This window comes from Marinococcus sp. LNHM3E3-2.2 (assembly GCF_056034385.1).
Genome location: NZ_JBQLIC010000006.1, coordinates 70960 through 86495, shown reverse-complemented (window position 1 = coordinate 86495; position 15536 = coordinate 70960). Strand labels below are relative to the sequence as shown.

Annotated in this window: 18 protein-coding genes; all 18 read left to right on the top strand. The window is 49.0% G+C overall.

Annotated features, from left to right (window positions below; translation table 11 throughout):
- Positions 1–9 precede the first annotated feature (9 nt).
- The 18 genes from rpsA to aroH all read left to right on the top strand — a co-directional run bounded on the left by rpsA (position 10) and on the right by aroH (position 15320).
- Positions 10–1164: a 30S ribosomal protein S1 gene (gene rpsA / locus ACTRXF_RS09920; protein WP_091611240.1), complete on the top strand. Its 1155-nt coding sequence runs from the start codon at positions 10–12 to the stop codon at positions 1162–1164.
- A 12-nt stretch (positions 1165–1176) separates the two neighbouring features.
- Entirely contained in the window at positions 1177–2232 is a 1056-nt protein-coding gene (gene fni / locus ACTRXF_RS09915) for a type 2 isopentenyl-diphosphate Delta-isomerase (protein WP_474278978.1), read from the top strand.
- A gap of 144 nt (positions 2233–2376) precedes the next feature.
- Positions 2377–3690 (top strand): ribosome biogenesis GTPase Der, encoded by a 1314-nt coding sequence (gene der, locus ACTRXF_RS09910; RefSeq protein ID WP_474278976.1) that lies wholly within the window; start codon positions 2377–2379, stop codon positions 3688–3690.
- A gap of 33 nt (positions 3691–3723) precedes the next feature.
- Entirely contained in the window at positions 3724–4380 is a 657-nt protein-coding gene (gene plsY, locus ACTRXF_RS09905; RefSeq protein ID WP_474278974.1) for a glycerol-3-phosphate 1-O-acyltransferase PlsY, read from the top strand.
- Between the two features lie 14 nt (positions 4381–4394).
- On the top strand, positions 4395–5432 hold the full coding sequence (locus tag ACTRXF_RS09900) for an NAD(P)H-dependent glycerol-3-phosphate dehydrogenase (protein WP_474262150.1): 1038 nt from the start codon (positions 4395–4397) through the stop codon (positions 5430–5432).
- Between the two features lie 114 nt (positions 5433–5546).
- Positions 5547–6113: a GTP cyclohydrolase I FolE gene (gene folE / locus ACTRXF_RS09895; RefSeq protein WP_322525149.1), complete on the top strand. Its 567-nt coding sequence runs from the start codon at positions 5547–5549 to the stop codon at positions 6111–6113.
- An 81-nt stretch (positions 6114–6194) separates the two neighbouring features.
- Positions 6195–6422 (top strand): trp RNA-binding attenuation protein MtrB, encoded by a 228-nt coding sequence (mtrB, locus tag ACTRXF_RS09890; protein ID WP_091611224.1) that lies wholly within the window; start codon positions 6195–6197, stop codon positions 6420–6422.
- A 98-nt stretch (positions 6423–6520) separates the two neighbouring features.
- Positions 6521–7279: a heptaprenyl diphosphate synthase component 1 gene (locus tag ACTRXF_RS09885; RefSeq protein ID WP_474262149.1), complete on the top strand. Its 759-nt coding sequence runs from the start codon at positions 6521–6523 to the stop codon at positions 7277–7279.
- Between the two features lie 15 nt (positions 7280–7294).
- Entirely contained in the window at positions 7295–7999 is a 705-nt protein-coding gene (locus tag ACTRXF_RS09880; RefSeq protein ID WP_474278971.1) for a demethylmenaquinone methyltransferase, read from the top strand.
- Between the two features lie 30 nt (positions 8000–8029).
- Positions 8030–8890 carry a UbiA-like polyprenyltransferase gene (locus tag ACTRXF_RS09875; RefSeq protein ID WP_474262145.1) on the top strand — a complete coding sequence of 287 codons (861 nt, stop codon included), beginning with the start codon at positions 8030–8032 and terminating at the stop codon, positions 8888–8890.
- A gap of 50 nt (positions 8891–8940) precedes the next feature.
- Complete coding sequence (locus ACTRXF_RS09870; protein WP_474278969.1) at positions 8941–9801, top strand: menaquinone biosynthesis protein; 861 nt, start codon at positions 8941–8943, stop codon at positions 9799–9801.
- An 11-nt stretch (positions 9802–9812) separates the two neighbouring features.
- Positions 9813–10784: a heptaprenyl diphosphate synthase component II gene (gene hepT, locus ACTRXF_RS09865; protein WP_474262143.1), complete on the top strand. Its 972-nt coding sequence runs from the start codon at positions 9813–9815 to the stop codon at positions 10782–10784.
- Positions 10785–10869: 85 nt separating this feature from the next.
- Positions 10870–11319, top strand: a complete 450-nt coding sequence (gene ndk / locus ACTRXF_RS09860; protein WP_474278967.1) for a nucleoside-diphosphate kinase — start codon at positions 10870–10872, stop codon at positions 11317–11319.
- Positions 11320–11388: 69 nt separating this feature from the next.
- Positions 11389–11562, top strand: coding sequence for a YqaE/Pmp3 family membrane protein (locus tag ACTRXF_RS09855; protein ID WP_462866522.1), 174 nt, complete (start codon positions 11389–11391; stop codon positions 11560–11562).
- A 179-nt stretch (positions 11563–11741) separates the two neighbouring features.
- Positions 11742–12557 carry a CheR family methyltransferase gene (locus ACTRXF_RS09850; RefSeq protein WP_474278965.1) on the top strand — a complete coding sequence of 272 codons (816 nt, stop codon included), beginning with the start codon at positions 11742–11744 and terminating at the stop codon, positions 12555–12557.
- A gap of 113 nt (positions 12558–12670) precedes the next feature.
- The gene (gene aroC, locus ACTRXF_RS09845) at positions 12671–13843 is read left to right on the top strand and encodes a chorismate synthase (RefSeq protein ID WP_474278963.1); all 1173 of its coding nucleotides are present in this window, start codon (positions 12671–12673) and stop codon (positions 13841–13843) included.
- 3 nt (positions 13844–13846) lie between these two features.
- A complete protein-coding gene (aroB, locus tag ACTRXF_RS09840; RefSeq protein WP_474278961.1) occupies positions 13847–14926 on the top strand; it encodes a 3-dehydroquinate synthase in 1080 nt (359 codons plus the stop codon).
- Between the two features lie 13 nt (positions 14927–14939).
- Positions 14940–15320, top strand: coding sequence for a chorismate mutase (aroH, locus tag ACTRXF_RS09835; RefSeq protein ID WP_474262139.1), 381 nt, complete (start codon positions 14940–14942; stop codon positions 15318–15320).
- The last annotated feature ends 216 nt before the right edge of the window (positions 15321–15536 follow it).

Here is a 15536-nt window from a genome sequence, read left to right as displayed (position 1 = left end):
CAATGGTCAATGGCAGATGAAATGAACAACGAACTTGAAGGTATGAAAGAGTTTAACGTGGGAGATATCATTACTGCCACAGTAACAAAGGTAGAGGAAAAACAGGCGTACGCGGATGCCGGTTATAAAGTGGATGCGGTTATTCCGATCAGCGAACTTTCAAGCCTGCACGTAGAAAAAGTAGACGATGTGCTCAAGGAAGGAGATCAGCTCGAATTCAAAGTAACAAAAATGGAAGATGATGAGCTGGTTCTCTCCCGCCGGGCAGCACTTGCTGATAAATCCTGGGGCGAGCTTCAGGAAAAGTATGAATCCGGCGATGTTATTGAAGCCCAGGTGGCTGAAATTGTCAAAGGCGGGCTTGTGGTCGATCTAGGCGTGCGTGGCTTTATCCCGGCTTCGCTCGTGGAAAGATATTATGTGGAAGATTTTTCAGATTATCAGGGAAAAACATTAAGACTAAAAATTGCAGAAATAGATCCGGAAGAAAACAAGCTGATTTTATCTCAGCGTGCCGTTCTGGACGAGGAGGCCGAAGTGAAGAAGAAAGAAGTGCTTGAAAACTTGAATGTAGGAGATACGGTGAAAGGAACAGTGCAGCGCCTGACTAACTTTGGCGCATTTGTGGATGTCGGCGGTGTCGACGGTCTTGTCCACATTTCGCAGATGGCTCATCACCGTGTAGAATCACCAGGAGAAATCGTTAACGAAGGCGATGAGATCGAAGTAAAAATCTTAGCTGTTGATCCTGACAGCGAAAGAGTTTCTCTGTCGATTAAAGATACCCTTCCTGGACCATGGACAACTATTGAAGGACAAATCGAAGCCGGAGATGTTATTGATGGTCAGGTAAAACGACTGGTCAGCTTCGGCGCATTTGTTGAAGTGGCTCCTGGAGTGGAAGGTCTTGTCCACATTTCCCAAATCGCGAACCGTCACATCGGAACGCCGGGAGAGGTGCTTGAAGAAGGGCAGGCAGTTACAGCAAAAGTACTTGATATTAATCCTGCCGAGCATCGTATTTCCTTAAGCATCAGAGAACTTGAAAATCCTGAAACCAGTGATTCGAAAGTTCAAAGCGAATACGAAGCACCGGAAGAAGATCACGCTGGCTTCTCCCTTGGGGATATGGTCGGCGATCAGTTGAAAAAATATAAAAAGTAAGGAGATTTGCTTGTGTCGCGGGCTAGGCGGAAACAGGATCACATTGAATATGCTTTATCCACAGGTTTTTCAGCCGAAAGCAGTTTAGATGACATTCAATTTGTCCATCAAAGTCTGCCTGACTCAGCTTCTCTTTATACAGATGCATCAGTAGAAATCGGCGGACTTTCGTTAAGTTCGCCGATTCTTATTAATGCAATGACGGGTGGAGGCGGCAGTGAAACAGCTGCTGTTAACGCGTCACTGGCAGAAGCTGCAGCAGCAACTGGCGTTGCTATGGCAGTCGGATCCCAAACATCGGCCATCAAAAATGAGCAGGAATCCTATACATACAAAATCGTACGGGAAAAAAATCCTGACGGTGTTATTTTTGCCAATACGGGAAGTGAAGTAAGCGTGGAACAGGCTGTCCAGGCGGTTGAAATGATTCAGGCTGATGCTCTTCAGATTCATTTGAACGTCATTCAGGAGCTTGTTATGCCTGAAGGGGACAGGGATTTCCAGGGAGCCATGGACCGAATTGAACGTATTGCGAATGAGCTTTCTGTTCCGGTAATTGTAAAAGAAGTAGGGTTTGGCATTTCTTTTGAAACGGCAGCCAAGCTGCGCAGCTCCGGAGTAGCCATTATTGACGCGGGGGGCAGCGGAGGGACGAATTTTTCCATGATTGAAAACAAAAGACGGGATCGTCCGTTTGCTTTTTTCGATCAATGGGGTATCCCTACAGCGGCGGCCATCGCCGAAACCGTACACGCCTGGCACCCTGGCAGCGTGATTGGCTCAGGAGGCGTAAGACACGGCCTGGACGTCGCAAGGATTATTGCACTTGGAGGCAGTGCCAGCGGAATGGCAGGCGCCGTCCTGCGGGAAGCGAAAGAAAGCGGAGCAGAGGGCGCCGCTTCTTTTCTCCGGCAGATACAGGAGGAACTGAAAACAGTAATGACAGCGGTCGGGGCTCAAAACATTCATGAACTGCAAAAGGCTCCCATTGTTCTGCGCGGAGAAACGGCCCACTGGCTGAAAGAGCGCGGCATTGACACTTCTGTATACAGCCGGCGTTCGATATAAATTAAGTGAAAGCAACCAGGCGCATTTTTCGTGCCTGGTTTTTTCCTTGTTTTACCCGCTGGATACAAATTTGGGGGAGAGGGACGGATCTGTTTCATGTTATGATAATGAAGATAGATTTAGAGACAGAAAGGAATCAAAATGATGGTAAAACCTACAGTCGCCATTGTCGGCAGGCCAAATGTCGGCAAATCAACAATATTTAACCGTATTATCGGAGAACGAATGGCTATCGTCGAAGACGAGCCGGGTATTACAAGAGACAGGCTTTACGGGGAAGGTGAATGGCTGCATCGCTTCTTTCACGTGATTGACACCGGAGGCATCGAACTGAACGATGAACCTCTGCTCACTCAAATTCGGGAGCAGGCTAAGCTTGCTATCGATGAGGCAGACGTCATTATTTTTATCGTGAACGGGCGGGACGGCATTACGGCTTCAGATGAAGAAGTCGCAGATATTCTGCTTCGATCCAAAAAACCGGTCATCACGGCCGTGAATAAAATAGACAACTATGAAATGCGTGAGCAGATGTATGAGTTTTACTCCCTTGGACTCGGAGAAGTATTTCCGATTTCCGGCTCGCACGGGCTTGGCCTTGGTGATCTGCTTGATGAAGTACTCGAACGGTTTCCCGTGGAGGATGAAGAAGAAAAGGACGATGACACGATTCATATGGCAGTCATCGGCCAGCCGAACGTGGGGAAATCCTCTCTCGTGAACGCAGTGCTCGGAGAAGAACGGGTAATTGTGAGCGAAATTCCCGGTACAACGAGGGATGCGGTGGACACGGAGTTCGAAAAAGACGACCAGAAATACAGCATCATTGACACGGCAGGAATGCGCCGGCGCGGAAAAGTGTATGAAAAAGCAGAAAAATACAGTGTTCTCCGGGCGATGCGTGCCATGGAACGGGCTGATGTAGCTGTTGTCGTTCTCGACGGCGAAGCAGGCATCCGGGAGCAGGACAAAAAAGTAGCAGGCTACGCACACGACTCCGGCCGGGCTATCGTTATTGTAGTTAACAAATGGGATGTAGTGGAAAAAGACGACAAAACGATGCACCGGTTCACCGAAGTAATCCGGGAGGAGTTCCAGTTCCTGGACTATGCACCGATCGTTTTCCTGTCTGCCAAAACGAAGCGGAGAATGCAGAACCTGCTTCCGGTAGTGCGTCAGGTGGCTGAAAATCATCACGTACGGGTGCCTACCAACGTACTAAATGAAGTTATTATGGATGCGGTGATTATGAACCCGACCCCAACTCACAGTAACAAACGCCTGCGTATTAATTTTGCAACACAGGTCGCCTCAGGCCCTCCGGTTATTGTGTTGTTTGTAAATGACCCGGAGCTGCTGCATTTTTCATATCGCAGGTATTTGGAAAACAAATGCCGCGAAGCTTTCTCGTTTGAAGGCACACCGCTTCGAATCGTGGCCAGAAAGAAAAACGAATAGCAGACGGAAATGGTTTGGTAAGGGGAGAGTGCAATGGGAGTAATTCTTGCAGTTGTGATTGGCTATCTAATCGGCTCAGTTAGTTTTAGTTATCTATTTGTACAGCGTATAAAAAAGGTGGATGTCCGTTCTGTTGGAAGCGGCAATGCCGGTGCCACCAACACCCGCCGGGTCCTGGGCACGAAATGGGCGGTGGTGGTGCTGCTTTTGGACGTGCTGAAGGGAATGGTGGCCGTCTGGCTCGGCTTCTTTTTTCAATGGGCAGCCTCGGGCCTGCTGCCAGGATTTTTGTCGTTAAGCCAGGTGGAGGGCCTGGCTCCCGCTCTTGGCGGTCTTGCCGCTGTGCTTGGGCATAACTGGCCGGTCTATTTCGGCTTCCGCGGCGGTAAAGGCGTGGCCACGGCCATCGGAGTTATCAGCGTACTCGTCTTTTTTCCGGCAATCTATGTCGGAATCATAGCGATTGCAGCTATTGCAGTTACCGGTTACGTGTCTCTTGGTTCTCTATTGTTTGCTGTTTTGACCCCGGTTGCGGTTTTCTATACCCAGTCCACCAACGGACATCCAGAGACCTATTTGTATTTAACCGTTTTCCTCGGCCTTCTTTCGATATGGAAGCACCGTACAAATATCGTCCGCCTGCTGCGTGGCAATGAAAGCTCATTGTATAAAAAGAGCAGTGAAGGATAAAAGGAGTTAAAAGCATGAAAAAACAGGCAGCTGTTATCGGAGCAGGGAGCTGGGGAACGGCCCTGGCTTCTGTGTTAGGAAAAAATCAGCATGGGGTGCGTCTTTGGTGCCGCAGAGAAGCGCTGGCTGAAGAAATTAACACCACACACAAAAACGAAGGCTATTTAAAAGGGATTGTACTGCCGGAAAATATAGTGGCTACAACGGACATAAAGGAAGCAGCAGCAGAGGCTTCCTTTATTGTTCTTGCGGTCCCGAGCGGAGCCGTCAGAAAAATCGCCCGGGATTTAATGCCGTATCTTCAGAAGGACACTATAGTTGTACACGCGGCTAAAGGTATTGAGCCTGAATCGTTTTTAAGGGTATCGCAAATTCTCGAAGAAGAGTGGGCCGGTCTTTCTTTTCAGGGAATGGCAGTACTTTCAGGGCCAAGCCACGCAGAAGAAGTGGCAGAGCAGCAGCCGACCACTGTCGCAGTGTCCGGCACGTCTGAGTACGTACAGACCCGTGTCCAGGAGCTGTTTATGAATCAGGCTTTCCGTGTATACACCAACGATGATTTTCTCGGTGTCGAGCTTGGCGGGGCACTGAAAAACATTATTGCCCTCGGCATCGGTCTTACGTCAGGACTTGGATACGGTGATAACGCAAAAGCTGCCTTAATGACAAGAGGGCTGGCGGAAATCACCCGGCTCGGGACCCATCTGGGTGCATCTCCGCTCACTTTTACCGGGCTTTCGGGTCTTGGGGATTTGATCGTTACATGTACAAGTGAACACAGCCGGAACTGGCGGGCTGGAAATCAAATCGGCTCAGGTAAAAGCCTCGAAGACGTTCTGGAGCAGATGGGGATGGTTGTGGAAGGCGTGCGCACTACTGAAGCTGTCTACCACTGGTCCCGTTCGCTTGGAGTGGAGATGCCGATTACAGAAGGATTGTACAAAGTACTGTTTGAACACGTGCCGCCGGAAAAAATGGCGAAATCCCTGATGGAGCGTGGGAAGAAAAATGAGAAGGAGCACTCCATCATGCTGCTTGATGATAATAATTAATGCGCCGGTTACGTTTAAAGGCGCCCCTTTTGCTTTCTAAAAGGGCTTGTGCTAAAATTTTTCAAGACAAACAGCAGCGGCAGAAGGCAGCAGAAGTTGATTGGAGGACTTACGGTGGCTAATTTCGATCACGAAAAAATAAAAGAAGGTGTCAGGCTGATTCTTGAAGGCGTTGGTGAAGATGCCGGCCGTGAAGGCCTGCTTGACACACCGGATAGAGTAGCCCGTTTATACCAGGAGGTTTTTGCCGGGCTGCATGAATCAGCAGACGAGCATTTAAAAACCGTATTTGGGGAAGATCACGAGGAACTGGTGCTGGTAAAAGACATACCGTTTTTTTCGATGTGCGAGCATCATTTAGTTCCTTTTTTCGGTAAGGCTCACGTAGCCTACATCCCGAAAGGCGGCATGGTGACAGGCCTCAGTAAGCTGGCCCGGACCGTAGAAACGATTGCGAAACGTCCGCAGCTTCAGGAACGTATCACCTATACTATCGCAAACGAAATTGTTTCGACGCTTGAACCTCACGGGGTGATGGTCGTGCTTGAAGCAGAACATATGTGTATGACCATGCGCGGCGTGAAGAAACCGGGATCTATGACGGTAACTTCCGCAGTGAGAGGAACATTCGAAGGAGATCAGGCGGCAAGGAGCGAGGTTCTGTCGCTTATTAAGCACTGATCCCGGGCAGATAAAAACGAGGCGCCTGCAGAGAGCGGGCGCTTTACCATGAGAACAAAACGAAAACAGGGAGGGTCTTAAATGCAGAATGGAGATGATTTTATCGTCATCCGTGCAGAAGAAGACGGTGTCAACGTCATGGGCTTGACCCGCGGCAAGGACACCCGTTTTCATCACTTGGAGAAATTAGATGGCGGAGAAGTGCTCATCGCCCAGTTTACCGAACATACTTCTGCGATCAAGGTGCGCGGCAACGCGGTTATACAAACGAGCTACGGCGAAATGAAGGCAGGCAGCGGGGAAGATTAACTTAATCTTTCTTGGAAACAAAGAGGCTGTGCTATAATTGGGTAGCATAGAACGCAAGAAATGAAATCACCAGCATTTAAGGGGTTGGGGGAAGCGGCATGAACAACTACTGGACACCATGTGCAGAGGAAATAAAAAAAGAGTTTCAGCGCCTGACCCAGCACTCGTATATTGAGGAGAAAATCGGGCTGCCGGAAGCGCACGAAGAAACGATCCACCTTCTGCTTGAGGCATTAAGCGAAGCAAAAGTGCCCCGGGAACGGATGGTGGAACAAATTGCAGCTGTACTGCTCGTTCAATCGGCGTTTAAAGCTCATGAACAGATTCAGCTGCATAACGACGGCGATGACAAAAAAATAAGACAGCTGATGATTCTGAACGGGGATTTGATGAGCAGTCTTTACTACCGTTTGCTCAGTACTGCCTTTCATCAGGAAATCCTTCTTGTTTTTACATCGGCAATCCGAAGCATGAATGAAGCGAAAATGAAGCTGCATTTTGGTGAGTGCCGGAACCATACTGATATGCTTCAAACACTTAGAACGTGTGAAGCGGGCATTGTGGAAGCGGTTATCCATTTTTACGGACGCCCGTATCTTGCAGTGGCTTCCTCGTCTATTTTTGCCTTGAAAAGGCTGCTTCATGAATGGGAATGGTTTGGCCGTACCGAAGAATTTTCGGCCTGTGCCGCCCAGGTGCAGTACTGGGAAGGCCAATCGCAGAGCGCACAGCAAATATTAAAACAATTAATCGATCAAGAACACAGCTTTTTTCATCAGCAGGTTGAAAAAGACGAACAGCTCTCTGATACGCTGCAATCGTTAATGGATGAATGGATAGCTGTAGGTATTGAGTAAAAAGGGGTTTCAATGATGGCTACCCAAAAAGAAAATAAAGTGTATCAGGTATTCCAGTCTATTTCAGGAAACTACGACCATATGAACAGCGTGATCAGCTTCCGGCTGCATAAGCGCTGGCGGAAAAAAACCATGAAGCAGATGAGCGTCCGCCGCGGCTCAAAAGCGCTCGATTTATGCTGCGGCACGGCAGACTGGACGATTCAGCTTGGTAAAGCAGTAGGAAAAGGCGGCAGCGCCACCGGCATCGACTTCAGTGAAAAAATGCTTGAAGTCGGCCGGGAGAAAGTGCACCGGGAACAGCTCGGAAACATTGATTTAATACATGGCAATGTAAACAGCCTGCCGTTTCCCGATAACTCGTTTGATTACGTAACGATAGGCTTCGGCCTCCGGAACGTATCCGATTATCTGCGGGTGCTTAAGGAAATGCAGCGGGTGCTGAAGCCTGGCGGTACCGCTGTGTGCCTGGAAACGTCCTGGCCGGAAAACAGCGTCGTGGAAAAATTTTATTCCTTTTATTTTCAATCAGTTATGCCGGTGATAGGAAAAGTATTGATTAACCGGTACGACGAATACCGCTGGCTCCAGGAATCGACGATGGCCTTTCCGTCGAAAGAAACGCTTGGGGTTATGTTCATGGAAGCAGGGTTCAGCCAGGTGCAGATATCTCCTTTTTCTGCCGGCACAGTCTGCGCCCATATCGCCCGCAAAAAATGATAAGATGACAGTGATAAGGAAGTTGAACCAATGAGTAAAATTAAAACTATTTTAGAAATGATAAAATTCGAGCATACCGTATTCGCCCTCCCGTTTGCGTTTTTGGGAGCGGCGCTCGGCGGCCTGATGATCAACGGCTCCTGGCCCTCCATTGCTGACTGGATCTGGATTACACTGGCAATGTTTGGTGCCCGCAGCGCTGCAATGACATTGAACCGCCTGATCGATGCAGAAATAGATGCCCGCAATCCGCGAACGGAAACACGAGCCATTCCTGCAGGGGAGGTTTCACGAGGTCAAGCCATTTTGTTTGTGCTTGGATCTTTTTTTATTTTATTTGTCGCTGCGTTTCAGTTAAATATGCTGGCAGTCTATCTTCTGCCAATTCCTGTATTTTTTATGACGCTGTATTCCTACACGAAGCGCTTCACCTGGCTCTGCCATGTGTTTTTAGGAGTAACCATTGGGATCGCTCCGCTCGGCGGATGGGTAGGAGTGACCGGCACGCTTCAGCCGGAGGCATTTTTGCTGTTTACGGCGGTGGCGATGTGGATTGGCGGATTTGATATTATTTATGCGACTCAGGATGCGGAGTATGATAAGCGTGTCGGGCTGAATTCCATTCCGGCCCGGTTCGGAATTGCAAAAGCTCTTTACATCTCCCGGGGTTTTCATCTCGTCAGTCTAATTTCCCTTCTGGCACTGTATCTGCTTTCGCCGCTCAGCTGGTTTTACCTTGTGGGAGTTGCCGCGGCCGCTGCAATCATGATCTACGAACATTCGCTGGTGAAGCCTTACGATTTGTCGAAGGTCGGGGTCGCCTTTTTTCCTATGAATGGGATTATCAGTATTGTGATATTAGTATTTACCCTTGGAGATATTTTAATGTAAAAATATGTACACCTGCGTAAGGAAGATGTATACGATTTGGAGAGATGGTTATGTCCATAACAATGGGAGAAATCGCTTATACGAATGCAAAACCGTTTTTTTATTATCTTGACCGGCAAAAGCTAGAGCAGGAAGGGGTGCGGTTCGAACAGGACGTACCCGCTTTACTGAACCGAAAGCTCGAAGAACAAAAGCTGAGCGGAAGCGCTGTATCTTCGTTTGCTTTTGGGTCCAGTACGCGTGCTCTTTCGCTTCTGCCTTCTCTTTGTGTAGCTTCTGCCGGCAAAGTACGGTCCATTTTGTTCTACTCCCGTTATCCTCTTGATGAGCTTACGGGCAAGCGGATTGCTTTGACATCGACGAGTGCGACAAGCGTGCATCTGCTGAAGATCATTCTGCAGGAATTCTATCAGGTGACAGAGGCGGATTATCAAACGCAGGCACCGGACCCGGTGAAAATGAAAGAGAAGAATGACGCTTACCTGTTAATTGGCGATGATGCGATCAAGGCTTCCTGGGAGGAAAGTGACTGGTTCCGTTACGATCTCGGTGAGTTGTGGTATGCTCATACCGGTCTGCCGATGGTTTACGCTGTATTTGCCGTTCAAAATGAGTCGTTCCATCAAGCCGGAAGCATATGGTCCACGCTCTATCAGGATTTTTTACAAAGCCGCCGCACAGCGCAGCAGGACGATTTTGCCGGAATGGCCAGTGATTACAGCCATCGGCTCGGAGGCAGCAGGACGTATTGGCAGGAATACTTCCGGGGACTTCATTTCACGCTTGGGGCCAGGGAGCAGGAAGGCCTGCTTTATTATTACCATCTCGCTTATAAGTATGGATATTTAAATGAAGCAGTTGAAAGTTTAGATATTTTGCAGCCGGGAGACGAGGTGCATTATTTATTTTGAAGGTGAATAAGATGAAGCTGATGGATCTGTACAGAGATTTAAAACCGGATATTAAAGTGATCGAAAAAACGCTGGAAGAAGCGGTAGATTCGAAACACGCCGTCCTGACTGAAGCGTCAAATCACTTATTAAAAGCTGGAGGCAAACGAATCCGGCCGGTTTTAGTGCTGCTCAGTGCGAAATTTGGAAATTATGATATTGAACATATCAAACATGCTGCCGCTTCGCTTGAACTGATACACATGGCTTCCCTCGTCCATGACGATGTGATAGATGATGCCGAGCTGCGCCGGGGTGAGTCTACAGTTAAGGCGGCATGGGATAACAAAGTAGCGATGTATACCGGTGATTATATCTTTGGAAGTGCTGTTGAGCGTGCAGCCTACTACCGGGATCCTGTTATCAACCGGATTATCTCAAAGACGCTGATCGAAATATGCGTCGGCGAGATCGAGCAGATCCGGGACCAGTACAACTGGGAGCAGCCGCTGCGGACGTACCTGCGCAGAATCCGGAGAAAGACCGCAGTTTTGATTGCGGCCGGCTGTGAACTCGGTGCTGCAAGCGCCGGAGCATCAAAAAAGACGCAGCGCCAGCTTTACCGGTACGGCTATCACCTTGGTATGTCCTATCAGATTATCGATGATATTCTCGACTTTACCGGAAGCGAAAAAGAGCTTGGAAAGCCTGCCGGTGGCGACCTGAGACAGGGAAATGTAACGCTGCCTGCGTTGTATGCTATGCATCAGAACCCGCAGCTGCAGGAAAACATTAGTACAGCCATTCAGGAAGAAACCGTCGATGAAGAGCAGGTCACCCGCATTCTTTCGGAAATCAACAGTTCCGGAGGCATCGAATATGCAAAAACAATGAGTGAGCGGTATCTCGAGAAAGCCTACGAAGCTATTGCCACTTTGCCGGACATAGAGGCAAAGGATTCTTTAAAGGACATTGCTGCATATATTGGCGGCAGAAAATATTGATTCTCCCCGTCCAGGCGGTAATTGCTAACGCTTTCAACTTTTGCTATACTAATTTTGGTAAATAGTAATGGATGGGGGAAGAAATATGACGAGTGAACGCACGTTTGTAATGGTAAAGCCGGACGGAGTCCAGCGCGGGCTGGTTGGCAGAATTGTTCAGCGTTTTGAAGAAAAAGGACTGAAAATCGCCGCCGGTAAATTTATGCACATTTCACCTGAATTGGCCCAAACGCATTACGAAGAACATAAAGAAAAACCTTTTTTCAATGATCTGGTCGGTTTTATTACGTCGGGCCCAGTGTTTGCCTTAGTGCTCGAAGGCCAGGACGCCATACATATTTCCCGGCTGCTGATTGGGAAAACTGATCCAAAAGAAGCACCGGCAGGAACGATCCGCGGCGATTATGGCCATGTGAAGGAGAAAAACGTTATCCACGGCTCAGATTCCCTCGAGAGCGCAGATCGGGAGATTGGTTTGTTTTTTGAACCGGAAGAAGTGCTCGACTATGAACGTTCCATTGATGCCTGGCTGTAAAATAAGATTAAGCTGGTACGCTTTTGGGAATACACTCTTATAGACAATTCAAGATAAGGGTGATAACTAATGATGTATTTACTTGCAATACTTTTGCCGCCGGTAGCGGTTCTGCTCGTCGGCCGGCCGTTTCAGGCATTTATCAATTTTCTGCTGCTCCTGCTTTTCTGGGTGCCGGCATCCATTCACGCCTGCTTCGTTGTGGCGGATGCCAAAGCGGAAAAACGGGCGAAAAGATATTAATCTAAAGCGTGTCCCTTCAGGGGGCCGCTTTTTTTATAATTAGTCAGGATACGCCTTCCACCTGTTGATCAAGTGAAAATTCCCTTTCTGCTGGTCGATATAATGAAAAAGATCTTTGGGCGGAACCTGAAGAAACAGGGCCGCCGTGATATAATAATACTCAGCAAAGTGGGGATACTATGACAAGCAGACAACATACAGCAGTGGAAAATCCAATGAATGATGATTACGGTCTATTCGTGCAAAAGATGAAGGGTCTGACCGGCCTGGATCTGCACTTATACAAAGAGGCGCAGATGAAGCGGCGGCTGCTATCCTTTTTACAGAAAAAAGGTTTTCATTCGTTTACAGATTTATTTGACCGGGGGCTTCAAAAAGACGAAGCGCTTTTGAAGGAAATACTTGAGCGGATGACTATCAATGTTTCCGAGTTTTTTCGTAATCCTTCCCGGTGGGAGGTGCTGCAGACATCGGTTCTTCCCGAAATACTTAACAAACGCAGCAATCTGCACATATGGTCTGCAGCGTGTTCTACAGGTGAAGAACCATACTCGCTCTGGATGATGATGAAAGAAGCATTTCCGGGGGTTTCCTTTTCCATTACGGCGACAGATATTGACACCAGTATTCTTGAAAAGGCGCAAATGGGTATCTATTCGAGCCGGGCCGTAGAAAACGTGCCGCCGGCGTATCTGCAGAAATATTTTGAAGCGAGTCCGCCGGCCTACCAGTTTGATACAAAAGCGGCTGCCCGTGATATTCGCTTTAAAAAGCAGAATCTGCTTGCGGACAAACCGGTGGGGGATGTAGATGTTATCATTTGCAGAAATGTGATGATCTATTTTACAGAAGAAGCTAAGGATTATATTTACCAGCAGTTTTACAGTGCGCTGCGCCCGGGGGGCGTACTGTTTGTCGGAAGCACGGAGCAGATGTTTCATCCGGAAAAGTATAAGTTCGAGCCGGCCGGAACTTTTTTTTACCGAAAAAGCTAAGCTTTTTAGGAAGATGAAAGCTGGCAGTTTCACTAAATAGAGGATTATGTTATCATTTACTGCATAAAAGCACTAAAGAGATACGTATGGAGCAAAGGGGAGAGAAGACGCATATGAGATTTTTAACCGCAGGAGAATCACATGGACCACAGCAGACAACGATAGTTGAGGGAGTCCCGGCGCAGATGGAGCTTCTTGAAGAAGATATCAACCAGGAGCTTGCCAGACGCCAGGGCGGATATGGCCGGGGCCGCAGAATGCAGATTGAAAAAGATAAAGTTAAGTTTTTAAGCGGGGTCCGGCATGGAAAAACGACCGGAGCGCCGATTACGATGGTCGTCGAAAATGACGATTTCGTGCACTGGGAAAAGATTATGGGCACCGAACCGCTCTCCGAAGAGGAAGCGGAAAAAGTGAAGCGGAAAATTACACGTCCCCGTCCCGGGCATGCAGATCTGAACGGGGCTATTAAATACGGGCACCGTGACATGAGAAACGTGCTCGAGCGTTCCTCGGCAAGAGAAACAACTGCGCGGGTAATGGCAGGGGCGCTGGCGAAAAAAGTTCTCAAAACCTTCGGAATAGAAGTAGGCGGCCAGGTTCTTACGATAGGCGGTATCCATTCAGCAGAGACGTCTTATTCCTCCATGCAGGAGCTTCAGGAAAAATCAGAAGCCTCTCCGGTCCGCTGTCTTGATCCAGAGGCGGAAAAACAAATGATGGAAGCGATCGACAAGGCGAAGGCAGATGGCGATTCCATTGGCGGTGTCGTACAGACCGTAGTGGAAGGCCTGCCGGTGGGTCTCGGCAGTCACGTGCAGTACGATCACAAGCTTGACGGCAAAATCGTCGGTGCGGTTGCAAGCATTAACGCTTTTAAAGGGGCTGAAGTAGGTATCGGCTTTGAAGCGGCAAACCGGCCGGGAAGCCAGGTGCATGATGAAATTGTCTGGGACGAAAAGAACGGCTATTACCGGAGCACCAACAACCTTGGCGGATTTGAAGGCGGGATGACCAACGGTATGCCGGTAGTTATCCAGGGCGTGATGAAGCCGATTCCGACCCTCTATAAGCCATTGCAAAGCGTAGATATTGACTCCAAAGAACCGTTTAAAGCGAGCATTGAGCGCTCGGACAGCTGTGCAGTGCCTGCTGCTTCGGTTGTAATGGAAAACGTTGTGGCGTTTGAAGTCGCCGTTTCCTTTTTGGATATGTTCGGTACAGATAATGTGGACCGTATCCGCCGGAACTTTGAAGAGTATGTACAGGAAGCCAAGGATTTTTAACTAATGGAAACTGTTCAGATACAGGCGGAGAAGAGAAGCTACCCGGTCATAATCGGGGAAGGACTGCGCTATCAGCTTGCAGATCTTTTAAAGGAAACTACGGCAGGCAAGAGCCGCTTTCTCCTCGTCGTAGACAAGACCGTGAACACTCTCTACCGGGAAGAGACAGAAGGCCAGCTCGCCAGGCTGCTGCCCGTAAGCACCTATGTGATGCCTTCAGGTGAGCAGTCTAAATCGGTGGAAGAGCTTTCCCGGCTGTGGGAATTCGCGGCAGAAAACGAAATGGACAGGAAGGCGGTCTTTGTGGCGCTCGGCGGCGGAGTGGCCGGTGATTTGACCGGCTTTGCGGCAGCCGGATACATGCGGGGTGTAGACTATATTCAACTGCCGACTACTCTTCTTGCCCAGGACAGCAGCGTAGGTGGAAAGACGGGTATTAACCTGAAAGCAGGCAAAAATCTGGCCGGCGCTTTCCATCCGCCTCTGGCTGTCATATATGATACTGCGACGCTGCATACCCTGCCCGACGCGGAGTGGCGCTCCGGCTTTGCCGAAATGATCAAGCACGCCTACCTTGACGGGGAGGCCTTTTTACAGGATTTGAAAGCCCGTGTACAGAGCGTGGAGGACATGAAGTCACCGGAGGTTGCTTCGTGGATTAAACGGTCGATTGAAGTTAAAGCGCGTATTGTCGAAGAAGACGAACGCGAGCAGGGAGTGCGGGCGTTTTTAAATCTTGGGCACACCCTTGGCCACGCCCTGGAGAAAGAAATGGGCTACGGACGCATTACTCATGGAGAAGGAGTGGCCGCCGGCCTGTGGTTTGCTCTTGCGGTAAGTAATAACGAGAGCGCAGGCGACTGGGAGCTGGAGAAAGAAAAAGCATGGCTCGAGTCGCTGGGTTATCCGGTGGACGCCCCGGGCGGGCTTTCGGCGGACACATTAGTGGAATCGATGAAAAGAGATAAAAAAGCTTCCCACGGGGATATCCATTACGTGCTGCTTGAGAAGCCGGGGAAACCGCTGACAGCAAAAGTGGAAGAAAACACGATCAGGCAGCTGCTCGATCGCTATTACAAATAGGCAGGTGACAACAGTGATACGAGGTGTACGGGGAGCAACAACGGTAAAACAAAACCGCGCAGAAGAGATCTGGGAGGAAACCGGCCGGGTACTTGAGGAGATGATTGCGGAAAATCACATTACCGCGGACCAGGTCTCGCATATTTGGTTTACGGTCACTTCTGATCTTAACGCTGCTTTTCCGGCAAAAGCAGCGAGGGAGATTCCTGGTTGGGAGTTTGTACCGGTAATGTGTGCACAGGAAATCCCGGTGCCCGGGAGCCTGGAGCGGTGCATCCGCGTAATGATGACTGCGGACGTGAATGTACCTGCAAAAGATGTGAAGCATATCTTTTTGAACGAAGCGGTGGCGCTTCGCCCGGACCTGGGTTTGACAAAGCAAAAGGATTCCTAGTAGGATAAGTATAAGTTTAGAGCATCGACAGTTAAGGTATAGATGAGCGCTGCCATCGGAGGCAGCATAGAGAGTTAGAAGAGCAGAGGCAGAATAGCAGAGAATAGAAGATACCTGACAATACATTTAACCAAAAAATCCTGCGAAGTTATATGCAGGGTTCTCTTCTATCATGCCTCTCTGTCCGCAGAGAGGTTTTTCTCGTGTTCTGGCATG